Origin of the sequence: Kribbella sp. NPDC049584 (assembly GCF_040675555.1) — a bacterium.
Classification (GTDB): Bacteria; Actinomycetota; Actinomycetes; order Propionibacteriales; family Kribbellaceae; genus Kribbella.
In genome coordinates this window covers 224861-248475 of record NZ_JBFAPF010000013.1, presented here as the reverse complement: position 1 = coordinate 248475, position 23615 = coordinate 224861, and the positions used below count along the sequence as shown (strand labels likewise).

The window sequence follows — 23615 nt, the reverse complement described above, 5'->3', positions numbered from 1 at the left end:
GATCTCCTCCTCCAGAAACTTGTCGGAACCGACCATATACAGAGAGCGTCGACAAAGAGCACTCAAAAGAGGTTCCGGATTATTTCTGAAGGGACGCGCTGTGATCAAGAAGCTGCTGGCCGTAGTTGGCCTGAGTCTGGTGTTGGCCGTTGGTGCTTCAGTGCCCGCGGTGGCCGCGGCCGGCGCTGAGCCCGCGTGCGGCATCCTCACCTGCTGGTGACCGCATGCGGTGCTGAGCCGATCTGAGGCCGTGTGACGCGGGCCACTGTCCGGCGTCCCGTAGACTGCTCCTGTGGCTCGTGGCGATGGTCGGCTTACTCATGAACTCGACCCGCAGGATCTGGGTCCGCAGGATGCTTGTGGGGTGTTCGGGGTTTGGGCGCCTGGTGAAGAGGTTGCCAAGCTCACCTACTTCGGACTCTATGCCTTGCAGCACCGGGGGCAGGAGTCGGCGGGGATCGCGGTCAGTAACGGGTCGCAGATTCTGGTCTACAAGGACATGGGGCTGGTCAGCCAGGCCTTCGACGAGGCGACGTTGGCCTCGCTGCGGGGGCATATCGCGATCGGCCACTGCCGGTACTCGACGACTGGCTCCAGCGTGTGGGCCAACGCGCAGCCGACGTTCCGGTCCACGGCGACCGGCTCGATCGCGCTCGGGCACAACGGCAACCTGACCAACACCAGCGAGCTGGCCGCCAGCCTCAACGGCGAGGGCGACCTGGATCTCGGTCTCGACGCCGACGTCGACCACGCGAAGGCGAACGCCAAGCACGGTGCGTCGTCCGACACCGACATCCTCACCTCGATGCTGGCCGGATACCCGGACCTGACGATCGAAGAGGCCGCCGCGAAGATCCTGCCGAAGGTCAAGGGCGCGTTCAGCCTGATCTTCATGGACGAGAACACGCTGTACGCCGCCCGCGACCCGCAAGGCATCCGCCCGCTCGTTCTCGGACGGCTCGAGCGCGGCTGGGTGGTCGCCAGCGAGACCGCGGCCCTCGACATCGTCGGCGCCTCGTTCATCCGCGAGGTCGAGCCGGGTGAGATCGTCGCGATCGACGCCGACGGTCTCCGCTCGACCAAGTTCGCCCAGCCGGACCCCAAGGGCTGTCTGTTCGAGTTCGTGTACCTGGCCCGCCCGGACACCCAGATCTCCGGCCAGCGGATCTACTCGACCCGCGTCGAGATCGGCCGCAAGCTGGCCAAGGAGCACCCGGCCGAGGCCGACCTCGTCATCGCGACCCCCGAGTCCGGCACGCCGGGCGCGATCGGGTACGCCGAGGAGTCCGGCATCCCGTACGGCTCCGGCCTGGTCAAGAACGCGTACGTCGGCCGCACGTTCATCCAGCCGAGCCAGACGATCCGCCAGCTCGGCATCCGCCTCAAGCTGAACCCGTTGCGCGAGGTGATCGAGGGCAAGCGCCTGGTCGTCGTCGACGACACGATCGTCCGCGGCAACACCCAGCGCGCGGTCATCCGGATGCTCCGCGAGGCCGGCGCCAAGGAGATCCACGTCCGCATCACCGCGCCGCCGGTGAAATGGCCGTGCTTCTACGGCATCGACTTCGCCAGCCGGGCCGAGCTGATCGCCAACGGGCTGAACACCGAGGAGATCTGCCGTTCGCTCGGCGCCGACTCGCTCGGCTACATCAGCCTCGACAACCTGGTCGAGGCGACCACGGTCCCGATGGACAAGCTCTGCCGCGCCTGCTTCGACGGTGTGTACCCGGTCGCCCTGCCTGACCCGGAGCAGCTCGGCAAGCACCTGCTCGAGCTGCCGGTTGCCACCGACGCCGACGGCCTGGCCACGGTCTCCGGCGGTGGCGGTGCCGCCGACGCCCTCAGCCGTCCGTGATGCTGACCAGCCCGTAATCCAGTCCCCGGGAAGACGGCGGTACGCCGGGCGCCCGGAGTACCGCCGTACCGAGGAGAAGAACGTGAGCGAAGGCGCGAGCTATGCGTCCGCCGGGGTCGACATCGAGGCCGGTGACCGCGCCGTCGAGCTGATGAAGGAGTGGGTGGCGAAGGCGACCCGCCCCGAGGTGGTCGGCGGGCTGGGCGGGTTCGCCGGCCTGTTCGACGCGACCGCGCTGACGTCGTACCGCCGGCCGTTGCTGGCGACCTCGACGGACGGGATCGGGACCAAGGTCGCGATCGCGCAGAAGCTGGACAAGCACGACACGATCGGGTTCGACCTGGTCGGGATGGTCGTCGACGACCTGGTCGTGTGCGGCGCGGAGCCGCTGTTCATGACCGACTACATCTGCACCGGCAAGGTGGTCCCGGAGACGATCGCGCAGATCGTGAAGGGCATCGCGGAGGCGTGTGTCGAGGCCGGTACGGCGCTGGTCGGCGGCGAGACCGCGGAACACCCGGGTCTGCTGAAGGCAGACGAGTACGACGTGGCCGGCGCCGCGACCGGCGTGGTCGAGGCGGACGAGGTGCTCGGCGCGGAGCGGGTGCGCGCAGGGGACGTCGTACTGGCGATGGCGTCGTCGGGACTGCACTCGAACGGGTACAGCCTGGTGCGGCACGTGTTCTTCGACCGTGCGAAGTGGACGCTGGACCGCGAGGTGCCCGAGCTCGGTACGACGCTGGGCGAGGTACTGCTGACGCCGACCCGCGTGTACGCCAAGCACTGCCTGGAGCTGATCCAGGAGCTGAACGACGGGGACGGGCGGCCGCTGCACGCGATGTCGCACATCACCGGCGGTGGCTTCGCCGCGAACCTGGCGCGCGTGATCCCGGCCGAGCTGTCGGTCCGGATCGACCGGTCGACGTGGACGCCGGCGCCGATCTTCGGGCTCGTCGGCCTGCTCGGCGATGTGGCGCTGCCGGAGCTGGAGAAGACGCTGAACATGGGCGCCGGCATGGTCGCAGTGCTCGACCCGTCGGCGGCCGATGGCGCGATCCAGGCGCTGGCCGCCCGCGACATCCCCGCCTGGGTATGCGGCGAGGTCACTGCGACGCCAGGCGGCACCGTCACCCTCGAAGGCGCCTACGCCAAGTAAGGCACGCATCCAGCACCACCTGGGAGCGGCTCTGGAACGAGCTGTCCGACGCCTCGGGCAGCTCGTTCCAGAGCCGCTCCCAGGTGGTGCTGGTGTGGTGGTTCTCGTCGGACGCACGGTGAACTGCTCAGTCACCCCGAAGGGCGCCTGAGCAGCTCAGCCGGGCTGATGCTTACCGACGGGGGTGGTAGTCGTCGGCGTCGTCTCCGTCGCCGTCGTTCTCGCCGTTCGCAGAACGGTCGCCACCCTGGTCACCGGACAGCTCACGCTTGAGCTGGTCCAAGTCGGTGTCCCAGGTGCGGTACTTCAGGTCGCGTGCGACCTTCGTCTGCTTGGCCTTTGCACGGCCGCGCCCCATAGCGTCGACCCCCTCGCACAAGTCAACCGGGTACGCTGCGTGGCGCCCACGGATCAGTCGTCAGTAATCGTGGTTCAAGGATACCCGGAGCGCGGGATCGACACACGCACCGCCCCCGCCCAGAGGTCCGATCACAGCATCGGCGGGCGGGCCGATCCCCTCAAACCGGCCCACCTCACCGCGTCCGGCCCCCGCTACTTCACTTCGCGACGTGAGCTAGCCCACAGTCCGACGATCGTCGGAAGGACGATCCAGACCCCGACCGCGGTCAGCGTCTCGGGCACCATCCCGTGCAGATCCCGCTCCGCGATCCGGCCGAACGCGCCGAACACGTCCAGGTAATTCGCGTTGTCCTTGAACAGTGCCGGCCCGGCCAGCGACCACGCCGTCGGCGCGATGAAGAAGGCCAGGATCGCGACCGCGGTCTGCGGGATGACCGCACCGAAAGCGGCACCCATCACGACATTCAGCGCCACAGTCAGATAGGCGCCGGCCAGTTGCCCGCCCAGGCCGGCGTACGACGCAGCGTGGTCGGTGATGCCACCGGCGAGCGCGGTGCTGGCGAGAGCCAGCGCGACGACCCCGGTCATCACGACCACGCTCAGTACGACGGCAGAGACGAACTTGGCCAGCTGCACCCGGACCCGGCGCGGCGACAGCGTGAACGTGGTCAGCGCGGTCCGCTGCGTCCACTCCGACGTCATCGCCATCACGCCGATCACCGGCAGCAACAACATGACGCCGGTGGACGCGGCGCCGAGGAAGCCGTCGAAGCCGGCTGCGCCCTGCGGCAGGTGGGTGATCTGCCAGGTCAGGGCGGCCACCGCGATCAGCAGGATCGCGGCGATCAGGACCCGGCCACTGCGGGTGTTGACGGATTTGCGGAGTTCGATGGCGACCAGTTTCAGGAACGACTGGCCGCGGGCGGGCGGCAGCGTGGTCGCTACCTCGGCCCGGTGCTTGGCCGGCGCAGTGGTCGGGATGTCTTCGGTCACGGTGGTCATAGCGATGAGCTCCAGAAGAAGAAGTGGGTGTGATCAGGCGGCCGCGGCGGTCGGCGCTGCGGTCAACTGGAAGAACAGGTCCTCCAGGCCGGCGCCGTCGCTCTGGCGGAGTTCGATCAGGATCTGACCGGCAGCGGCGGCGGCGCGCCCGACCTGCTCGGCGGTGGCATCGACGCGCAGCGAGCCGTCGGCGAGCGGCTCGAGGCTCAGGCCGGCCGCGGTCAGGGCCTCGTTCAGGCGGATCGGGTCGAGGCCGCGGACGAGAGTGCCGGTCCCGGCGAGCAGTTCGTCCAGCGAGCCGTTGGCGACGATCCGGCCGCCGCCGATGACGACCAGGCGGTCGACGGTCGCCTGCACCTCACCGAGCAAGTGGCTGGACAGGATCACGGTGCCGCCGCGGGCGGCGAAGTCCTGCAGCAGCCCGCGCATCCACCGGATGCCCTCCGGGTCCATCCCGTTGGCGGGCTCGTCGAGGATCAGTACGGCGGGGTCGCCGAGCAGCGCGGCCGCGATCCCGAGCCGCTGCCGCATGCCGAGCGAGTACTGACCGACGCGGCGCTTCGCGGCGTGGCTGAGTCCGACCGCCTCGAGCATCTCGTCGGCGCGGGTCTTCGGCACGCCGAGCAGGCTGGCGTTCAGGAGCAGCGTCTCGCGGCCGGTCCGGCCCGGGTGCTGCGCCGCGGCATCCAGCATGACTCCGACGACCCGGCCCGGGTTCGGCAGGTCGGCGTACCGCTTGCCGGTGATGGTGGCGGTGCCGGAGCTCGGCGGCGTCAGGCCGGTGAGCATCCGCAGCGTGGTCGACTTGCCGGCGCCGTTCGGGCCCAGGAAGCCGGTGATGCTGCCGGGCTGCACGGTGAACGACACGTCCTGGACAGCCGTGGTGCTGCCGTAGCGCTTGGTCAGGTTCTCGACGGTGATCATGACATCGAGTCAACCGTCGGCGACCCCCCTCGCACATCGGACGAGGGGCTGCGGCGACCCCCTACGAAAGTCGTCCGGGATACCCCCGGAACCCACCCGGAAGGGGGACGTGATCGCATCGGCCGTCGAACTACAGTGACGGAATGCGACGGTTGCGCCGGTGGTACGCCTGGTGGGTCAGGCATGCCCCGCGCGTGCGCGACTTCCTGTACGTCGCCTTCAGTCTGCTCACGATCGTCGCGCAGGCCGCGTCCGGCGGAGGCGGTTGGAGCCCCAAGGACTGGTACGTCCTCGGCGCCGGCATCGTCGCCTCGGTGGCGCTGCTCTGGCGCCGGCGGTTCCCTGTCACGGTCACCGCGATCGCCGTTGTCGCGATGCTGACCGGCGGGATCTTCGTTCCGATGGGTCTCGCCCTGCTGACCCTTTCCATCCGTCGCCGCGACCTGGCCCTGGCGATCCTCGGTCTCGCGTCGTACGCCGCCTACGTACTGAACACCTGGGGTGGCAAGGGATCGATCTGGGTTTCGATCTTCACCGGGCCGTTCCTGGTCGGAAGCTGGATCGCGGTCGGCGCGTACGTCGGTGCGCGCCGCGACCTGATGGCATCGCTGCGGGACCGGGCCGAGCGTGCCGAGGCCGAGCGCGAGCTGCGCAGCGAGCAGGCCCGGCTCGGCGAGCGATCCCGGATCGCGCAGGAGATGCACGACGTACTCGCGCACAAGGTCTCGCTGATCGCCTTGCACGCAGGCGGTCTCGAGGTGAACCCGGCCGTCGGCGCGGACAAGGTCGAAGGCTCGGCCAAGCTCATCCGCGAGACCGCCCGGCAGGCCATGGAGGACCTCCGCGAAGTCCTCGGCGTACTCCGGTCCGACGTCAGCGTGGCCGGTGCGGACCTGTCGCCCGTGCCGCACGCCGCGGATCTCGAGCGGCTCATCGAGGCCTCCCGCGAAGCCGGCGTGACCGTCGGGTACGACGTTGCGCTGCCGGCCGACGTACCGGATTCGCTCGGGCGGACCGTCTATCGGCTGGTGCAGGAGTCGCTGACCAACGTGCACAAGCACGCGCGCGGTGCAGCGACCGAAGTGTGGGTCCACGGCGCTCTGGGCGAGGGCGTGACGGTGAGGGTGACGAACGTGCGGCCGGTGGCTGCTGATTCACTGCTCCCTGGCGCCGGTGCGGGCCTGGTCGGGCTGCGCGAGCGGGTGCAGCTGGTCGGTGGCCGGCTGACCACCGGACCGACGGTCGAGGGCGGCTGGCGGGTCGAGGCCTGGCTGCCGTGGGATGACCGCAAACAAGATGCCGAGCCGGTGTTCGTGGACACGGCGTCGAATCGCGACGAAGGGGAACGATGACGCGGCTGCTGATCGTGGACGACGAGGCACTGGTCCGGGCCGGGCTGAAGATGATCCTCGAGTCGGACGACGAGCTCGAAGTGGTCGCCGAGGCCGAGGACGGCGCGGACGCCGCCGCGATGGTGAAGGAGCATCGGCCGGACGTCGTACTGATGGACATCCGGATGCCGCGGCTGGACGGGCTGGCCGCGACCCGGGAGGTTCAGGCGCTGCCGGATCCGCCGAAGATCGTCGTACTCACGACCTTCGACCTGGACGACTACGTGTTCCGCGCTCTGCAGGCCGGGGCCAGTGGGTTCCTGCTCAAGGACACGCCGCCGCGCGAGCTGGTGCAGGCGATCAAGGTCGTCGCGGCAGGGGACGCGATGTTGTCGCCCGCGGTGACGCGGCGTCTGATCGGGCACTTCGCCGGCGACCCTCGGACGGACCGGCGGCGGGTGGCGCGAGAGCGGATCAGCAAGCTCACCGACCGCGAGCGCGAGGTGCTGGTCGAGGTCGGCCGCGGCCTGCAGAACGCCGACATCGGCCGGAAGCTCTTCATGAGCGAGGCCACCGTGAAGGCGCACGTCTCCCGAGCCCTGGTGAAACTCGATGCCACGAACCGCGTGCAGGTAGCGATTCTGGCGTACGAAGCCGGTCTGCTCGACAACTAGTCGCGCGAGAAGAAGTACCAGGCGGTGAGGGCCACCGTGACGAGCGTCAGCGCGATCCAGACCGGGTAGTACCACCCCGGCGCAGCGTGCCAGACGAAGTTCTCCTGACCGGAGAAGAAGACCCGCCAGAAGGACTTCCCGGTCTCCTCGGCCTTCTCGGACACGCCCCGGACCGTGCCGTAGAAACCCGTCGAAACTGTGACGACCCACAGCAGGACCATCAGTCGCCGCATCGACCCTCCGTTGCCTCGCGGGCAGCGTAGGGAAGTCGGGTGAACGGCAGGCGTGCACAAAGGAAACCGGCCCGGCCGTCGGAGGGGTGGGGGGTCGACGGCCCGGCCGGTTTCATGGTCAGCGCGCCTGGGGGGATAGGACGCTGACGACCAGCGGCACCCGATGGGGGGAGGGGTGCCGACCGGTCAGGACTCAGATGCGGCCGAAGGCCACGCTGCTGGTCCAGATCTTCGCCTTGGCGACCGGGCGACCCGGCTTCGAGGCGTGCCACAGCATGTTCCCGCCGGCGTAGATGCCGACGTGGTACACACCGCCGCCACCGCTGCGGAAGAACACGAGGTCACCCGGCTTGGCGGCCTTGCGGCTGATGTGCTTGGTCGCGCTGTACTGCTGGCGCGACGTACGCGGCAGCTTGTGACCGGCCTTCTTGTACACGTACCCGGTGTAGCCGGAGCAGTCGAAGCCGCGGGTGGTCGTGCCGCCGTAGCGGTACGGCGTGCCCTTGAGCTTCGCGGCCTCCCGGAGCACCTTGGCCCGGAAGGTGGTGGTGCCACTCGCGGCGGCGTGGTTGCCGTACAGCACCTTGTGCTTCGCGGCCCAGGTCAGCCGACCCCAGGTCTTCTTGTCCGTGTAGCCGGTGGCCTTCAGGCCCCACGACGTCTGGAACTTCTTCAGAACGCGGACGGTGCTGCTGCCGAAGTAGCCGTCCGGACCGAGGTGCAAGGCCCTCTGGACGTACTTCACGGTCGGACCGGAGTCACCCAGCCGGAGCAACGGCCGGCTCGGGATGCTCATGTGGCCGCGCTGCTGGGCAGCGGTCATGGTGGTCGCCGAGGCGGTCGCCGGGCTGGCGGTGATGCTGAGGGCGGCTCCACCGCCGACAGCGAGGCCGACCGACAGAACGGCGGCTGCGGCGCGAGGTGCGGCGCTGGGCTTGCTGGTCTTACGGTGCTTCGCCAGGGTCCGGCCGGTCGGCCGGTCGGTACTGGCAAGCTGGGTGACGGCGCGCGAAAGCGACGTCCGTCGGGCAGTGACGGGCATGGTGGTCTCCCGACGCCTGTGAAGTTAGCTGTCGGGTTCGGGCTGGGATTCATAGCCCGGTCCGCTCCCGCGGACTTCACCCCAGGGTTTCGACCACTCACGGTCGAGACCCAACTTCCTGGGTCCCCCACCCCTGCCATGGTGTTCGAGGGGAGCACATGGGCCCTGGCAGGGCTCGGCGTTGACCCACGTGCGGTTCGTGTTGTTTACCGAACCGCCGACGACTGTATAACAGAACGATCACGACGCAAACCCTCAGATCCACAAAGACCCTCTCAAAAGCTCCTGAGAGGGCATCTGACGGATCAGCGAGCCTGGGTGAACACCAGGGGTCCTGAGCGCGTCTGAGCGGGGCTCAGGCGGGAAATGAGGGATTCGGTGTGAGCTCGGTCACAATTGGTGGTGGCTATCTGTGACAACGAGCACAGAGGGTGGTCAGGGCACCCTAAAATCCTTGCGAATTCAGCTATTTTCCGAGGAGCTCGGGGAACCGTTCCAGGCCCACGTTGCCGCCCGACAGGACCACTCCGACGCGCTCCGGCATCCCGTGGATCCGTCCGGCCAGCACTGCGGCCAGTGCGCTCGCCCCGCTCGGCTCCAGCACGATCTTCAACCGCTCGAACGCGAACGCCATCGCGGCCACGATCTCCTCGTCGCTGACCAGCTCGAACGACTCCACCAGCCGCCGGTTCACCGCGAACGTCAGTTCGCCGGGCGTCGAGATCGCCTGCCCGTCCGCGATCGTTCGCGGTACGGCGATCTCCACCCGCTCGCCCGCGGCCAGTGAGCGGGCGTGGTCGTCGCCCGCCGCCGGCTCGACCCCGATCATCCGGATCCCGGGGCAGATGAGCGTCGCCGCGGTCGCACAACCGGCCATCAGCCCGCCGCCGCCGACCGGGACAAGCAGGGCGCCGAGGTGCCCGACCTCTTCGAGCAACTCGAGCGCGACGGTCCCTTGCCCGGCCATCACGTCGTAGTTGTCGTACGGCGGGATCAGCGTGCGCCCGCGTTCGGTCGCCAGCTCCTGCGCGAGGGCGGCCCGATCTTGCGTGTAGCGGTCGTACGTGACCACCTCGGCGCCGTACCCGCGGGTGGCCGCGACCTTCGTCGGCGGCGCGTCCTCCGGCATCAGGATCACCGCGGTCGTCCCGGCGAGTTGCGCCGCCAGCGCGACGGCCTGCGCATGATTGCCGGAGGAGTACGCCGCGACGCCCGCGTCGAGCTGTTCCGCCGTGAGCCGGCTGATCGCGTTGTACGCGCCCCGGAACTTGAAGGCACCGATCCGCTGGAGGTTCTCGGCCTTCAGGAACACCTCAGCCCCGACCCGGTCGTCGAGCGTCCGCGACGTGAGGACCGGCGTACGGTGGGCGACACCCTTCAGGCGCTCAGCGGCGGCCCGGACATCTGTGAGACTCAGCACGATCCGACGTTATCCGCGGGCGATGTCAAAGTGCGCCGACCCGCTCCGTACTGATGGACGAGAGGCACCCACTCCGGGGGCCGCGGGTGAAGGAGAAACCGTGAAGTACCTACTGGTTCTGAACATCAACCCCGACGTGATCGCCGCGCTGCCCGAAGCCGAGCAGGAGGCGATCGGTTCCGGGCACCAGAAGTTCATGGACACGATCAAGGCGTCGGGCGAGTTCCACAGCACGGTCGCGCTGCAGCAGCCGGCCCAGTCCGCGGTCGTGACGGTCCGGGGCGGTCTGCCGGCGGTGACCGACGGGCCGTTCGTGGAGTCGAAGGAGTTCCTCGGCGGCTACTACCTGGTGGACGTGGCGTCCCGGGAGCGCGCGCTGGAGCTGGCCGCGATGATCCCGGACGCGGCGATCGAGGGCCTCGGTGTCGAGGTCCGCGGGGTCGAGTTCGCGGACGGTCTCTGACCGCTCGCTCTGACCGCTCTCTGACCGCTCCGCAACGAAGGGGGTTCTCCACGGACTGTGGAGAACCCCCTTGTTTTGTTGAGGTTTCAGCTGGTCTGGTCGTCGATGTTCGCGTCGGCGGCGTTCCGCTTGATCGAGTCGATCCCGTTCAGCGCGGAGGCCTTGGTCTTGTAGCTCTCGCTGCTGGTCGCGATCACCTCGCCGTTGCCGGCCTTCAGGCGAAACCGGAACTCGCCGGACTTGTCCTCGTACAGCTCGAACTTCCCCGCCATCGGTGTACCTCCATAGAAAATGTGATCACTCCGTTTCGGAGCGTAGTCCCCTCCGGCCGATGGTGGGGTGCGTACACGCCTACGAGAGCGTCTGCCTACTCGCGGATGCCGCGGATGCCTGCGACGACCAGGTCGAGGCCGATCTCGTAGTACCGGTCCCTCGACTCCGGGCAGATCAGTGCGCCGGCGGCGGAGGTGATCAGCGGGTAGCGCTCGGGGGACAGCGCGCCCAAGGATGCGCGCTTGCGCCGCAGGGAGGCCTCGCGAGCCTCGGGGTCGCTGACCTCGCGGGCGATCGGGTCCGTGGTCACCAGTGAGATCAGTGAGCAGATCGCCTGCCGGCCGACCTCGGCCGCGTCGTCGACGGTGAATCCGCCCTGGACGAGCAGTTCCAGTGCGCGCTCGGACAGCGCCAGGCCGGGCTCGGTGATCAGGATCCGCGGCAGCGTCAGGTCTGCAAGGCGCGGGTGTCCGCGGAGCGCGGTCACGAACGCGGTCAGCAGGGTGTGGAGCTGCTCGTCCCACCGCTCGTCGTTCGGCGCCGGGAGAACGACGTCGGCCAGGATGCGGTCGCCGATCGCGGCCAGCAGGTCGTCCTTGTCCTTGAAGTGCCGGTACAGCGCCATCGGCGTGACGTCGTGCTGCGCGGCCAGCTTCCGGAACGAGACCGCGGCCGGTCCTTCGTCGTCGGCGATGGCCAGCGCGCTGTCGACGACCTTCTCCGGATCGAGGCGGCGGGAGGTCTCCTTGGTAATCACGTTGACAAGTCTACACCGTAGACCTAGTGTCTACTCCGTAAGCTTACGGCGTATACATACAGCGTAGACTCTCAACTGAGCGAGGTACGGCAATGCGACGCAGTCCTTGGGCCACCCTGGCGGTGCTGGCTCTAGCGCAGTTCATCGTGGTGCTCGACGTGACGATCGTGAACGTCGCGTTGCCCCACATCCAGGCGGATCTGCACTTCTCCGCCGATTCCCTGCAGTGGGTCATCAACGCGTACACACTGCTCTTCGGAGGCTTCCTGCTCCTCGGCGGGCGGATGGCCGACCTGCTCGGTCCGCGCCGGGTGTTCACTGCGGGTCTGGTGCTCTTCGGCGCGACCAGCCTCGTCGCCGGCCTCTCCAACTCGCCGGAGTTCCTCATCGGCGCCCGGGCGATCCAGGGCCTCGGCGGAGCGTTGCTGTCACCCGCGGCGCTGGCCATCCTGACGATGACCTTCGCGCACGGACGCGAGCGCAACATCGCGATGGGCGTCTGGGGCGGTCTCGCCGGTCTCGGCGGCACGCTCGGCGTGGTTGCGGGCGGCGTACTCGTGGACTCCCTCAGTTGGCAGTGGGTCTTCTTCGTGAACGTGCCGATCGTGATCGCACTGATCGCCCTCATCCCGGTCTTCGTCCCGGACCTGCGGCACTCGACGGGTCGACGTACGTTCGACACCCTCGGCGCGGTGCTCGGCACGGCTGGTTTGATGTCGGTCGTGTACGGCGTGGTGCGGTCTGAGCCGTCCGGGTGGGGATCGTTCGAGGTTGTCGGCGTACTGACCGCCGGGGTGCTGCTGCTGGTCGCGTTCGTGGTGGTGGAGTCGAGGTCGGCTGCTCCGCTGGTGCCGCTGCGGCTGTTCCGGTCGCGGGCGCTGAGCGTGTCCGGTGCGACACTGGCGCTGAACGGCGCTGGGTTCCTGTCCATGTTCTTCTTGACTGCCATCTACCTGCAGCAGGTGCGTGGCGACAGTGCGCTCGAGGCCGGCGTTCACTTCCTGCCGATGGGCGGCGCGGCGATCGTCGGTGCGGTCTTGGCGTCGCAGTTGGTCCAGCGACTCGGCACGCGGACCGTCCAGATGGCCGGTGCGGTCCTGAGCGTCATCGGCCTGCTCCTTCTCTCGCAGGCTGACGCGTCCGGCAGTTACAGCTCGCAGCTCCTGCCCGGTCTGATCATCTTCGGCTTCGGCATCATCGGCGTCGGCGTACCTGGTCAGATCAACGCGGTGTCGGAGGTCCGGCCCGCTGAGGCCGGTGCGGCGTCCGGTGTGGTCAACGCGATGTACCAGGTCGGTGGTGCGCTGGGTCTGGCGATCGTCACCACCCTGTCCATCAGCCACACGACCAGCGAGCTCACTCACGGCGCGACTCAGCTGCAGGCCCTGCAGTCAGGCTACGAACGCGGCCTGCTGGCAGCCGCCGCCTTCGCCGTCGCCAACGTCCTCCTGACCATGGCAACGCCCCAACTCCAGCCCACCTCAGAACAACTCACCGAGGCCACAGCCGCCGCATAAGTTGCCCGCAGCAACGTCCGGCCCGACTACGGTGGTTGCCATGCAACCCCTAGCCTGGCCGGACTGCCGCAATACAAGGGATCTCGGCGGACTACCGGCGACGGGTGGTGAGATCCGGACGGGCCGCCTGATCCGCAGCGACAATCTCGACCAGCTCACCCCCGCCGGCCTCGCCGCCGTACACGCTGCTCGGATCAGCCGGTTCGTGGATCTCCGCAGTGCCTGGGAGTGCGAGACGTTCCGATCTCCGTATGTCGACGATCCGCGGCTGGTGAATGTACCGCTCTGGGACCCAGGCGACCCGGACATATCGGAGCTCGGGTTGTTCGAGCAGTACCGGATTCTCCTCGACGACTACGCCGAGCGGGTCGCGGCGGCCATCGTGGCGATCGCGGATGCGCCGCCTGGATGTGTGGTGGTGAGTTGTCATGCAGGTAAGGACCGGACCGGGGTCGTCGTTGCGTTGACGCTTGCTCTGGTCGGGGTGCCCCGTGAATTGGTTGCCGCTGACTACGAAGCTTCCGGGGCGTCCCGCGAGACGATCGTGCGGGTGCTCGATCACGTGCGGACGCAGTACGGCGGGACGGCTGCCTATCTGCTGAATTCCGGGGCAACCACTGAGCAATTGGATGGGTTGAGCGGTCGACTGACGGGGTGAATCCCCGGGCGATCCCCGATGTTTGTGTTGTCCGTCGAAGGGAGGGTTGGAGGCTCGGACGGACAAGAGGAGATCGGGATGCTGGTTCGGGGAATGGTTGCGTTGGTGACGGCTGCGATGACGGCGGTGGTGCCGGCCGCGGCTTCGCCTTCCAGAGGTGGTGAATTGCAGAAGAGCCTTGATGGGGTGGCGGCGATCGGGGCGCTGGCCGAGGTGCGGAACGGGGCGCAGGTTTGGCGTGGCAGTAGCGGGGTCGCGGAGTTGGGGACCTCCCGGAAGGTTCCGGTGGACGGGCGATTCCGGGCCGGGAGCATCACGAAGACATTCGTCGCCACCGTCGTACTGCAACTGGTTGCCGAAGGACGGATCCGGCTCGATGACTCGGTGGAGCGTTGGTTGCCGGGCGTCGTGCCGAACGGCGAGAACATCACCGTGCGCCAATTGCTCAACCACACCAGCGGTTTGTACGACTACAAGAACACGCTGCCGATGCCGCCGAACGAGGAGTTCTACGCGCTGCAGTACCGGACCTGGACGGCGAGCGAGCAGATCGAGCGGGCGCTGGCGCATCCGCCGGTATTCGACGAGCCGGGTACGCAGTACGACTATTCCAACACCAACTACCTGCTCGTCGGCGAGATCATCAAGAAGGTCACCGGCCGGACGTACTCCGACGAGATCGAGCGCCGCATCATCCGCCCGCTCGGACTGCACGGTACGACCATGCCGCGGACGTCGACGCGCATCCCGGGTCCGCATCCGCACGGATACGTACCCAAGGACGGCGGGCAGCTCGACTGGACCGAGATGAGCCCGACCCTCTTCGGCGCCGGCGGCGACATCATCTCGACGACTCACGACCTCAACCGCTTCTTCTCTGCCCTGCTCGGTGGGCAGCTGCTCCCGGCGCGGCTGCTCCAGGCAATGAAGACGCCAGGCACCGAGACCAATGCGTACGGCCTCGGTCTGTCGTGGCACGACACCGCCTGCCATATCCGTGTCTACGGCAACGACGGCGATGCCCTCGCCTACCAGGCCTACTCGTTCTCCACGGCCGACACGCGCCGGCAGGCAACCGTTGCCGTCACGCCGCACCTGCCGACCAACCCGGACGACACCGTCAACACGTTCCTCGACAAGGCGTTCTGCTCGTGACACGTTGACCGCATGACCCGATTCACGGACGAGCAGATGCGCGCAGCGATGAGCACGACCCGGGAGTACACGGTCGTGCTCCTCGAGGAAGGTCCGCAGTACGGCACCGAAGGGGCCGACGCGATCATCTGGGAGCACGGCCGACGCAACTTCGAGCTGCGCGCGGACGGTCTGCTGAACATCGTCCTGCCGATCCGGGACGACTCGACGCTCTGCGGTGTCGGCATCTTCCCGGGTACGGCGGACGACGTACGACGGATCATGGACGACGATCCTGGGGTGCGAGCAGGTGTGTTCACCTACCGGATCCACCCCACCCGGAGCTTCCCGGGAGATGCCCTGGGAATGTGAGATTGTCCGGCAATCGGTTTGGCCGCTCGGCGAAACGGCGACACTGGGATGGATGCGTTGCTGCCGTCGACCGAGGGGGACCGGGACCTTGGAACTCGCCACGCTCGATGCCGACGACTGGCCCATCGCCCGGGAAGTTCGCCTCCGGGCGCTCAAGGATTCCCCGTCGGCGTACATCTCGGAGTACGAGGACGAGGTGGCCGTCGGCGAATCCGGCTGGCGGGAACGGTTCACCCGGATGCGATGGGTCGTCGCCCGGGAGCAGGCGCGCGTGATCGGACTGGCGAGCTCGGTCCGGGTCGACGGCCGGCCGCCGTGCGAGCGGCACGTCGAGTCGGTGTGGGTCGATCCGCGGCACCGGCGTACCGGGATCTTGCGGGCGATCTTCGGGTATCTGACCGAGGTCGAGCCCGACGTCACGGAGTGGCGGGTGTGGGTGCTGGATACGAATTCCGTGGCGCGCGAGGTCTATGAGCGTCTCGGCTTCAGCCCCACAGGTGAGTGGCAGCCGCTAGCCGACGGTTCCGGTCGGCTGGAGATTCGTCTGCGCTTCGATGCCCCGCGCGGATGTGGCTGATACGCCGTACCCACATGAGGCCCAGGTCTGCAGCCCGAGCTCGGCCAAGGCGTCGCGGTCGGAAAGGTCGCCTGTGTAGCGCCACAGCACCTGCTCCCACCACAGTTCGTCTTCCTGCCACTTCTCGATGAAGTCGACGCACAGGTCCGGGCTGATGCTCGAGGCCCGCTTCTCTGCGACTCGCAAGGATTCGTGCGCGTCCAGCATCCGCAGGTATTCGACTGGGTTGGCTGAGAGCTGGGCGCGGGACAACGCAGCGATTGTCTCTTCGATCGTCTCCAGCCGGACATCGATGAATTCTTGCCACAGACTCGTCCGGGTAGCGGCCGCCAGCTGCTCCTTGAAGGTCCAGTTCGGTGTGCTTTCGAAAAGCGCATACAGGCCCTCTGCCAGCAGATCGCCGAACTCCTCGCGATCCGCACGTCCCGGGTCCGCGAACGGTGCGTACTTCGCCTGCCGTACCTCACCGATCCTCGGCAGCGACCGCTCGGCCGCGTGCCGCGCGAAGAAGAACCAGTCCTCGTTGTAGACGTCGGCGAAGAACGACAAACCCGGCTGCTGAAGGTTGACTCCCAGTGCTGCTCCGCTGACGAACACGTCCTGCTTGAAGCCGGCGAGCCGTCGCGCATGACAGACCACTGAGTTGTCGGGGAAGTGCCGGCTGACCATCGAGGCGACCGGGTTCCGGTCAAGGGTCCCGGACAGCCGCTCGACATCCCACGGGTTGAACTGGCTGATGTCGTCATCGACGAACAGGATCTTGTTCCAGCCGCGCATCCGGCCGAGCAGCAGGCCGATGTTCCGCTTGGCGCTGAGGTCGCTCGAGCGGCCGGCCGAGGCCATCTTGAACTCGGGGCCTGACGTCAGCGGAGCGTCGTACGGAAGTTTGTAGTTCTCAGGCACGTCGACGACAAGTGCTCTGGCGCCGAATGTCCGTTCCACCCGACGTACGACCTGTCCGACCTGTGCCTGCCGGCTGCACAGGATGACGAGCGGCACGGAAAGGGTGGCAGACAGGGTGATGACGTCTTGCAGGGCCGATGCCGGGCGGGCAGCAGGGACCACGATCGCGTCCAGCCGACTGCGGGCCACCGGTGTCGCGGCTGCGGAGACATCGCGTAACAGCGACTCGTGGGACGGGCCGTGCGTGAGCTGACGGCTCATTCGTCGTCCTCCTCCTCGGGGGACCACTCATAGAGGCGGTTCTCCGAGATTTCCAGGTCAGGGGTAATGGCCTCGCCGTTGATCACTGGCACGCGCAGGAGCAAACCGAAGATCCCGCCCGGGAACCTGTTGGCCAGATAGGCCTCGTTACGTTCGCGGACGGCATTGTCGGTGAGCGTGCGTACTGAGCCCAGGACGCCGCGGCTGTAGACGCCATTGCAAATGGTGATGGTCCGGCTGTGGTTGAACGGGTTGCGGAGCCGTGCGAGGAGAGCGACGTCCTCGATCAGCTCCCGAGGAGTCTCGCCCTTCCAGGCGTCCTGCGCCTGGACCGCCTCGAGCTCCTCTTGCGACGGAGCGTCGAGGTCGAGATCCTTCCGCTCTTCCCACACCGGCCGGTATTCACGGCCGTCGCGCGATCGGAAGATCTCGCCGTCGGCAAGGTCCGCCACGGCCATCTGCCGGATCGGCAATTGATCCAGCACTCGGAGCAGGCGGCCCGTGACCTGGTTCCAGGCGATGCCGCCGAGCAGGATGAGGTGACCGGAGAGGTTGTCCGCACTCACCTCGGAAGGGATGAGGTGCTGTGTACGCAGCTCGGGGTTGGAGGCGCGCACATGGCCCCACATCTCGATCAGTGCGTCGAGATCGGCGTATCTGTACAGCCGTGTGTAGTTCGGGTTGTCCTCGTCGGCGAGCGGAGAACGTCCATCTACCGGAGCTTCCGGACAGACCAGGGTGATCGGCCCGGTCTCGAAGTCGAACGTGTATGAGCCGCCAACAGGTGAGGTGTCAGCTTGATGGCGCACAGAGTCCCGCAGTGCGACGAGCTCACGCTGCAGAGTGTTGAACCGCTCTCGCTCTGCCGCGGTCAGGTCCTGTTCACGTGGCAGTCGGGTCGTGCCGGCTGGTACGACGGACTTCGCGAAGAGCAGCGCATACGACCGCAGCCGCTCCTCCGGTGGCAGTTTCGGGTTGCCCTGTGACTCCCACGAGCTGATCGTCGCGACCGCCACGCGCGTGTCCGAGCTGAGCGCAAGCGAAAGATCCTTCTGGGTCAATCGCTGCGACTCCCGGAGCTCCCGGAGTCTCCTGGCGAGTCGTACGGCCTCTGGTGAGGGGGCCACTGTCACTCCCGAATCTGCTCAGCCAACGACGGGCTCACGGATCCGGCTGATCCTATACCCGCTCTACCCGACTTCACTGACTACATCTGAACCCCGCACTGAAGATCTTCCGATGCCCCGCGAGCCTCAGATTCGTCGACTCCCTGCGTTTCCCCGATCACAGTGTGTGCACCCCGAGCGCAGTACACCATCGCTCTACCGTAGTACCGAACTCGACCTGAATCCAACTGAACCCGCACAATACGCCGAAATCCGCCCTCATCTCGGGCCTGTCTCAGCAGTCGGCCCGATATTCCAGTGACGCCGGTGGTCCTAACCGCGAGGATGGCGCGCGTGGATGAGGTCAAGGTTGTCGTTGCCCATAGCGAACGAGCGACGCTGCGAGTCGGTGACGTGTTCCTGAAGATCGACGCCGATCAGACGAATATCGATGTCGAGGTCGAGGCGATGGCGCTCGCGCCGGTCCCGACTCCGGAGATCTTGTGGCGCAAGCCTCCAGTACTCGCGCTCGGAGCCGTCCGCGGGATGGCGCTCGGCGTGCTGGGTGAGCCGTCGCCCGCGTCGCCGGCCGCATGGGCCGCGGCCGGCGCCGCCATCCGAAAACTGCACGACGCGCCACTGCCACCTTGGCCCGGGAAGAACCTCGACGACATCACCGCGCACCTCGACAGCGAATGCGACTGGCTCATCTCGAGCGGCACCCTTCCCGCGGACCTGGTCAAGCGCAACCGCGAAGTCGCCGAGGCCGCACTCCGCCCGTGGACGCCGGTCTTCATCCACGGAGACCTGCAGATCACCCACATCTTCGTCCAGGACGACAAGGTCACCGGCATCATCGATTGGTCCGAGGCAAGCCAAGGCGACGCCCTGTTCGACCTGGCCACCCTCACCCTCGGCCACGAAGAATGCCTCCCCGACCTCCTAGCCGGCTACGGCACCGACGTAGACCTAGACGTAATCCGCGGCTGGTGGTCCCTCCGAAGCCTAGGAGCCTCCCGCTGGCTCGTAGAACACGGCTTCGACCCCAACTCCCCAGGCTGCGAATTCGACGTACTCCGAGCCCGAATGTAACCACCGACCTGACATCCGCACCCCGGAGCCCAGCCAGGCCTCAACCGGCCCAAGTCACGTCGAAGATCCTGATCAGCTCTCGGCTGTCGTCGACGTGGAATGACAGCAGCCCAAGTCCACCGAAGATGCATTGGCGGAAGTTCGGCTCATCCTGATCGAGGATCTGCGTCTCCCACGGAGCGCCAACCAGCGTGGTGACACGCTCTACCAAGCCGTCGAATGCCGACGGAGGCAGTCCTTGTAGTTGGGCCAATGCAGACGCGTGAAACTCCACGCGATAGGTCACTGGCGATCGGACCAGCCTGGGATCACTTGCTCGGCAGGGACGAACTCGTCGGAGCGATCGTCCCGGGCGGCCTGCATCGCCTCGTCGAAGCCCGGAGCAGAGTAGGCGACTGCTCGCAAATGCCAGAGTTGCAAGACGTCGCGCAACTGCTGAAAACGCCAGACCTCGTGGGCTGCGTCGAGCGCGCTGTGATACTCAGCCAGGAACTGCTCATGCCACCTCGCCGGCAGCAGCCGGAGGATCTCGCTCGGATCATCCGGCGAGCTCTGCATCGGCTGAGCTGTCATACCAACAGACTATCCGAGCCAACGCGCCACGGACCGAAGTTATCCACACCACTGCGATGCATCTGTTCGGCTCCAGGTTGGACCGACAACTGGCCGAGGTGGCTCGTCATTGGGCGTCGGCCGGCACCACAGGCCGGCCAGTGCCAGCCTCAACGACGTACGCCAGGAAGTCGCGGATGTCGGCGAGTAGTTCGGTCTGGTCGTCGTACGTCGAGGCGCCGGTGCCTTCGCGTAGATGCAGGCCCTCGGTCAGCACCCGGTGCCAGCGCTCGTCGTAACAGGTCAGTGCCCAGCGGGCGGCGCGGGACTTTGCGGTCATCTCGCCGGTGACCAGCAGGTGGTGCAGGCGCACCGAGCCGACGATGCAGTGTGAGAGCAGATAGTCCCGCTCCCGCTCATCCGTCGGGAGGTCGGCAGGAGTCGCGCGGGTCAGCCCCTCGGCGTTGCGGCGCCAGTAGGTGTCGAGGTTCTCCACGGTGTACGCACGCAGGGCCTTCTCGTCAGTCCAGATCTCGAGTGTGGACAGCTCCGGTCCAGAGATCGTGATCCCGGCCCGCGCCAGCTCATGCCAGGCAATAATCCACGTCGGCGACGCAAGCACCTCGAGCTTCCCGGTATGCATCATCTCCGGCACCGGCGGCACCGTCCGCGGATCAGACGCCAGATCAGAGGCCAGCAAGTACGGCCCATCAAAGTGAACAGAGGAGTACGCCGCCAGCTGCGCATGCACGCCCCGCAACACCTCGACCTCAGCCGCCTCCAGCCGCCGAGCAACCGTCGCCACAAAGTCCACATCAGACTGCCGCGGCGCCCACTCCCCGAACACCACCCCACCACGCAAATAAACTCCAGTCACCAACCCAGGCAACTCCTGCTCAACCAACCCCACATACCGCTCACACAAATCCCGCACCGGCCCGGGCAAAACCACAAGTCCTCCCATCCACCACGCCACAAGACCCACGCCCCGCACCTATGGGATGCCCAAACCCACCCCAGAGTTCGAGCCGTGCCCGACGCGGTCGCCGCGCGTGGCCAGCTACGCGATACGCGCGCAGAGGCGGGCAGTTACGTGCTTGAGAGAGATCGCCATACGAGTGGCCGGACGTCCACCAAGCTGGCTGGGAACACGCAACAAACACATCCGCTACCTCTGCCTGCCAACGGATGTGCGGCAGGGTCGAAGCTTGGTGGCGTACCAATTAACGCACGCGCATGCCGAATGGAGGGCGTGCGATCAGAACGGGTTCTCCGACTTCCAGAGCGCATCGAAAGTATCAGTGTTGATGCCGGGCCCTCGTACGAAGTCGAGCGCCATGTCGAGCGAATCGAAACGTACTTGGGCCACCACGACGTAGTCGTCGTCATCCTTGGGCCATTCGACTGGATCCACTCCAACGGGCACCTCGACCTCTACGAACAGGACCCTTTCGTCAACGGGACTGAGGCACATCCACCGACGGTGAGACTGGCGTTCCTGTACGACCTCGGCGGCCACCGCGTTGCCGAGCATGGTGACCTGGTTCCTCACTTCCATCCGCACGCGGGCAGTGTCGCATCAGGCGACCGTACGATGCATTCGCCTTCCGCTGATGGCGCGCACGCGTTGATCGCAAGCCGTGGTGTTGCTCCTATGGCTTGACGTACCGCCGCGCATGGTTCGAGCGTTCATTTGGCGATGCAGCTTGCATTCACGCTTCTCCGGAGGACCAGCGGAAGGCGCGTGATCGGCTCGTGGGACAGGCTGCGTTGGGCGTGATCAGCATCACCGTGGGGGGTGCTTGGCATGCGTTGTCGGTCGCGCGATGAGCGCGGGCGGGCGGGCGATGAGCCCACAAGACGCGAGCGATAGCTCGCAAGATGCCGGCGATGAGCCGGAGGGTGCGTGGGAAAGAAAAATCCCTCCGCAGCTGGAGCGGAGAGGGCGGTGGTGGTCAGGGGCGGTCTCGAACCGCCGACCTTTCGGTTTCAGTTCGACAGCGGCCCTTGGGCTCCATGGAACGGGTGTTGCAGAGCAAGGCTCATCGGTCGGCTCGGATGGTTGCGGTCGCCAGCTGTTGCGGTCCCGGTTGCGGTCATCAGATCCGAGCCCTGGTCTGCGCCGGCCCGGTCGCCGAACCCGCCTACGTCGAGTGTGTCCTCCGCACAACCACCGGCATCCACGGTTCTACGGCGCCTCCTCCCTGGACGCCTCCCCGTCGAACGAGCCCCTCACCGACCAAACCTGAGTCTTCACCTCCATCACTTTCTGAGGTACGGGTACGGCGTGAGACGTACGCCGGTGTCCGCGGCGATGACGGCCCGGTCGCCGAGCGGCTTGCCGAGGGTGACGACCGCGGTCGATGTCTTCCCGACGTCCGCACCGCCCGGGAGCAATGGACCGTGACTGCCGCCGATGACCACCAGATCGTCGTACTCAACGACGTGGGCCCGGAGGTCGGTCTCATAGAGTCCGTGGCTGAACTCGAAACTGAGGGTCTTGCCGTCGACCCAGTCGAGAACGCCGACGCGGAGCAGACCCTGCTCGAGCCGGGCGAGACCGGGTAGCGGGTTCGGCCACTGCAGCGACTTGAGCACGCCCGCGGGGGCTGCGACGGCGACAACAGGTCTCGACAGGCCTTGCACCGTGAACGACCAAGCCGGCACGGTCGCCTGACCATGGCTGGTCTCCACGTCGGTCGTCGTCAAGGAGCCGCCGGTGATCGTGAGCGTTTCGCAGCTCGGCATCCTCTCGCAGATGTCGTTCGGCGGCCCGATCGCCTCGGTCAGAGCTTGCTGAGCTGCGAGCACCTGCATCGTCTCGTTCGACCCATCCGCGAAATCGACCCGCGTCGTACCACCTGCCGCGAACTGGACCCCGTCCGCGAAGGCAACCCGTCCGGACGACCACGAGTTCTTCTGCTGCCAGGTGTCGAACCCGAGCCCCGGCGTCCGCGTCGAGTACAAGAAGATCCCGGTCACCGGCGCCGGAATCCCCGCTGCCCGCACGACCCGCGCCACCACTCCCGCGCGCTCCACAAACGCTTGTGTGGGCTGAGCTTGCGGCACCAGATCACCGCCCGGTGTCTTCCACGCCGGCCGAGGGGACGACTTATTACTAGGCCCAGAGCCCGGGGCTGCCTCGAACCCACACCCTCCGAGAGCGAGCACCAGCACCACCCCCAACCACACCTTCCCCACCATGGCGCCGAGTATCCGCTCCCCTTCTCGACCCTTCAAGCAGCGAGGTTTGGTGCGCTGACCGACTCAGTCCGGTCACCTTGCGGTCTCCCACAAGACGACCCGGTTTCCCACTGGGGTCGGCGAAGGTATCCGCTGCGGGAGGCGGCCGGGCTGGGCGTGATGCGCCTCCACGATCTCCGGCACACGTGTGTGACGTTGCTGCCGCGGCTCGGTGTACCGCCGCACATCGTCCAAGCGATCGTCGGGCACGCGGGCGTTCACGTGACGATGACGGTTTACGACCGCGCTTCTTTGGAGGTCCAGCGGAAGGCGCGTGATCGGCTCGCGGGACAGCCTGCGTTGGGCGTGATCAGCTTCACGGTGCGGGGTTGCTTGGCATGCGTCGTCGGTCGCGCGATGAGCGCGTGCATGCCGGCGATAAGCCCGCAAGACCGAGCGATAGCTCGCAAGATGCCGGCGATGAGCCGGAGGGTGGGTGGGAGCTCGGGAAGCAGGTGCGCTGAGGAGCGGAGCGACGAAGGAAGCACCCGCGTAGCGGGCGTGGGAAAGAAAAATCCCTCCCCGGGTGAAGCGGAGAGGGTGGTGGTGGTCAGGGGCGGTCTCGAACCGCCGACCTTCCGCTTTTCAGGTCGCGAAACCCTGGCGCACCATCTCGGCGATGACTACGGCTGCGGTCGCTGGGCGGTCAGGAAGAGGGGCAGCAGTAGTCCTATGTTGCTACACCGACTGCTACACCTGCCGCTCATCTC

26 protein-coding genes and 1 riboswitch are annotated in these 23615 nt (G+C 67.1%); of the genes, 11 read left to right on the top strand and 15 right to left on the bottom strand.

Going from position 1 to position 23615, the window contains the following annotated elements; all coding sequences use genetic code 11:
- Window positions 1–292 precede the first annotated feature (292 nt).
- A complete protein-coding gene (gene purF, locus AB0J62_RS35405) occupies window positions 293–1855 on the top strand; it encodes an amidophosphoribosyltransferase (protein WP_363880943.1) in 1563 nt (520 codons plus the stop codon).
- Between the two features lie 82 nt (window positions 1856–1937).
- A complete protein-coding gene (gene purM, locus AB0J62_RS35400; RefSeq protein WP_363880940.1) occupies window positions 1938–3011 on the top strand; it encodes a phosphoribosylformylglycinamidine cyclo-ligase in 1074 nt (357 codons plus the stop codon).
- 172 nt (window positions 3012–3183) lie between these two features.
- Here purM and AB0J62_RS35395 read toward each other — a convergent pair whose 3' ends face one another.
- The 3 genes from AB0J62_RS35395 to AB0J62_RS35385 all read right to left on the bottom strand — a co-directional run bounded on the left by AB0J62_RS35395 (window position 3184) and on the right by AB0J62_RS35385 (window position 5297).
- Window positions 3184–3369, bottom strand: coding sequence for a DUF3073 domain-containing protein (locus tag AB0J62_RS35395; RefSeq protein ID WP_130387089.1), 186 nt, complete (start codon window positions 3367–3369; stop codon window positions 3184–3186).
- Between the two features lie 194 nt (window positions 3370–3563).
- Window positions 3564–4373, bottom strand: coding sequence for an ABC transporter permease (locus tag AB0J62_RS35390; protein ID WP_363880937.1), 810 nt, complete (start codon window positions 4371–4373; stop codon window positions 3564–3566).
- A 33-nt stretch (window positions 4374–4406) separates the two neighbouring features.
- A complete protein-coding gene (locus AB0J62_RS35385) occupies window positions 4407–5297 on the bottom strand; it encodes an ABC transporter ATP-binding protein (RefSeq protein ID WP_134105887.1) in 891 nt (296 codons plus the stop codon).
- A 143-nt stretch (window positions 5298–5440) separates the two neighbouring features.
- On the opposite strand from AB0J62_RS35385, the gene AB0J62_RS35380 reads away from it, so the two are divergent.
- Window positions 5441–6649: a histidine kinase gene (locus AB0J62_RS35380; RefSeq protein ID WP_363880932.1), complete on the top strand. Its 1209-nt coding sequence runs from the start codon at window positions 5441–5443 to the stop codon at window positions 6647–6649.
- Window positions 6646–7302 (top strand): response regulator transcription factor, encoded by a 657-nt coding sequence (locus AB0J62_RS35375; RefSeq protein WP_363880929.1) that lies wholly within the window; start codon window positions 6646–6648, stop codon window positions 7300–7302. The genes AB0J62_RS35380 and AB0J62_RS35375 overlap by 4 nt, the downstream gene beginning before the upstream one ends.
- Here the strand turns inward: AB0J62_RS35375 and AB0J62_RS35370 are convergent.
- The 3 genes from AB0J62_RS35370 to AB0J62_RS35360 form a co-directional block, all read right to left on the bottom strand.
- Complete coding sequence (locus AB0J62_RS35370; RefSeq protein WP_363880926.1) at window positions 7299–7535, bottom strand: hypothetical protein; 237 nt, start codon at window positions 7533–7535, stop codon at window positions 7299–7301. The two genes, AB0J62_RS35375 and AB0J62_RS35370, sit on opposite strands and share 4 nt — an antisense overlap.
- 193 nt (window positions 7536–7728) lie before the next feature.
- Window positions 7729–8577, bottom strand: a complete 849-nt coding sequence (locus AB0J62_RS35365; RefSeq protein ID WP_363880923.1) for an NlpC/P60 family protein — start codon at window positions 8575–8577, stop codon at window positions 7729–7731.
- A riboswitch (cyclic di-AMP (ydaO/yuaA leader) is annotated at window positions 8577–8768 on the bottom strand. Its footprint overlaps the gene before it by 1 nt.
- A gap of 275 nt (window positions 8769–9043) precedes the next feature.
- Entirely contained in the window at window positions 9044–9997 is a 954-nt protein-coding gene (locus AB0J62_RS35360; protein ID WP_363880920.1) for a pyridoxal-phosphate dependent enzyme, read from the bottom strand.
- Between the two features lie 100 nt (window positions 9998–10097).
- On the opposite strand from AB0J62_RS35360, the gene AB0J62_RS35355 reads away from it, so the two are divergent.
- On the top strand, window positions 10098–10460 hold the full coding sequence (locus AB0J62_RS35355; protein ID WP_363880918.1) for a YciI family protein: 363 nt from the start codon (window positions 10098–10100) through the stop codon (window positions 10458–10460).
- Window positions 10461–10546: 86 nt separating this feature from the next.
- Here the strand turns inward: AB0J62_RS35355 and AB0J62_RS35350 are convergent, their stop codons facing one another.
- Both AB0J62_RS35350 and AB0J62_RS35345 read right to left on the bottom strand, forming a co-directional pair.
- Entirely contained in the window at window positions 10547–10732 is a 186-nt protein-coding gene (locus tag AB0J62_RS35350) for a YegP family protein (protein ID WP_363880915.1), read from the bottom strand.
- A gap of 95 nt (window positions 10733–10827) precedes the next feature.
- Window positions 10828–11490: a TetR/AcrR family transcriptional regulator C-terminal domain-containing protein gene (locus AB0J62_RS35345; RefSeq protein ID WP_363880912.1), complete on the bottom strand. Its 663-nt coding sequence runs from the start codon at window positions 11488–11490 to the stop codon at window positions 10828–10830.
- A gap of 92 nt (window positions 11491–11582) precedes the next feature.
- Between AB0J62_RS35345 and AB0J62_RS35340 the strand changes: the two genes are divergently transcribed.
- From AB0J62_RS35340 to AB0J62_RS35320, 5 genes are all read left to right on the top strand, one after another.
- Entirely contained in the window at window positions 11583–13007 is a 1425-nt protein-coding gene (locus tag AB0J62_RS35340) for an MFS transporter (RefSeq protein WP_363880909.1), read from the top strand.
- Window positions 13008–13047: 40 nt separating this feature from the next.
- Window positions 13048–13665, top strand: a complete 618-nt coding sequence (locus tag AB0J62_RS35335; protein ID WP_363880906.1) for a tyrosine-protein phosphatase — start codon at window positions 13048–13050, stop codon at window positions 13663–13665.
- Window positions 13666–13743: 78 nt separating this feature from the next.
- Window positions 13744–14820 (top strand): serine hydrolase domain-containing protein, encoded by a 1077-nt coding sequence (locus tag AB0J62_RS35330; protein WP_363880903.1) that lies wholly within the window; start codon window positions 13744–13746, stop codon window positions 14818–14820.
- A 12-nt stretch (window positions 14821–14832) separates the two neighbouring features.
- Window positions 14833–15171: a hypothetical protein gene (locus tag AB0J62_RS35325; protein WP_363880900.1), complete on the top strand. Its 339-nt coding sequence runs from the start codon at window positions 14833–14835 to the stop codon at window positions 15169–15171.
- An 88-nt stretch (window positions 15172–15259) separates the two neighbouring features.
- Window positions 15260–15748 (top strand): GNAT family N-acetyltransferase, encoded by a 489-nt coding sequence (locus AB0J62_RS35320; protein ID WP_363880897.1) that lies wholly within the window; start codon window positions 15260–15262, stop codon window positions 15746–15748.
- On the opposite strand, the gene AB0J62_RS35315 is transcribed toward AB0J62_RS35320, so the two are convergent.
- Together AB0J62_RS35315 and AB0J62_RS35310 are read right to left on the bottom strand one after the other, a co-directional pair.
- Entirely contained in the window at window positions 15683–16912 is a 1230-nt protein-coding gene (locus AB0J62_RS35315; RefSeq protein ID WP_363880894.1) for a hypothetical protein, read from the bottom strand. The genes AB0J62_RS35320 and AB0J62_RS35315 overlap by 66 nt on opposite strands.
- Window positions 16909–18039 (bottom strand): hypothetical protein, encoded by a 1131-nt coding sequence (locus tag AB0J62_RS35310; protein ID WP_363880891.1) that lies wholly within the window; start codon window positions 18037–18039, stop codon window positions 16909–16911. The genes AB0J62_RS35315 and AB0J62_RS35310 overlap by 4 nt, the downstream gene beginning before the upstream one ends.
- Window positions 18040–18372: 333 nt before the next feature.
- Between AB0J62_RS35310 and AB0J62_RS35305 the strand changes: the two genes are divergently transcribed.
- Complete coding sequence (locus tag AB0J62_RS35305) at window positions 18373–19110, top strand: phosphotransferase (RefSeq protein WP_363880888.1); 738 nt, start codon at window positions 18373–18375, stop codon at window positions 19108–19110.
- A 40-nt stretch (window positions 19111–19150) separates the two neighbouring features.
- On the opposite strand, the gene AB0J62_RS35300 is transcribed toward AB0J62_RS35305, so the two are convergent.
- The 5 genes from AB0J62_RS35300 to AB0J62_RS35280 form a co-directional block, all read right to left on the bottom strand.
- Window positions 19151–19396, bottom strand: coding sequence for a hypothetical protein (locus AB0J62_RS35300; protein ID WP_363880885.1), 246 nt, complete (start codon window positions 19394–19396; stop codon window positions 19151–19153).
- On the bottom strand, window positions 19393–19683 hold the full coding sequence (locus AB0J62_RS35295; RefSeq protein WP_363880882.1) for a DUF6247 family protein: 291 nt from the start codon (window positions 19681–19683) through the stop codon (window positions 19393–19395). The genes AB0J62_RS35300 and AB0J62_RS35295 overlap by 4 nt, the downstream gene beginning before the upstream one ends.
- A 106-nt stretch (window positions 19684–19789) precedes the next feature.
- Window positions 19790–20539 (bottom strand): hypothetical protein, encoded by a 750-nt coding sequence (locus tag AB0J62_RS35290; protein ID WP_363880879.1) that lies wholly within the window; start codon window positions 20537–20539, stop codon window positions 19790–19792.
- 381 nt (window positions 20540–20920) lie between these two features.
- Window positions 20921–21226, bottom strand: coding sequence for a hypothetical protein (locus tag AB0J62_RS35285; protein ID WP_363880876.1), 306 nt, complete (start codon window positions 21224–21226; stop codon window positions 20921–20923).
- Window positions 21227–21924: 698 nt separating this feature from the next.
- A complete protein-coding gene (locus AB0J62_RS35280) occupies window positions 21925–22701 on the bottom strand; it encodes a hypothetical protein (RefSeq protein WP_363880873.1) in 777 nt (258 codons plus the stop codon).
- Window positions 22702–23615 lie beyond the last annotated feature (914 nt).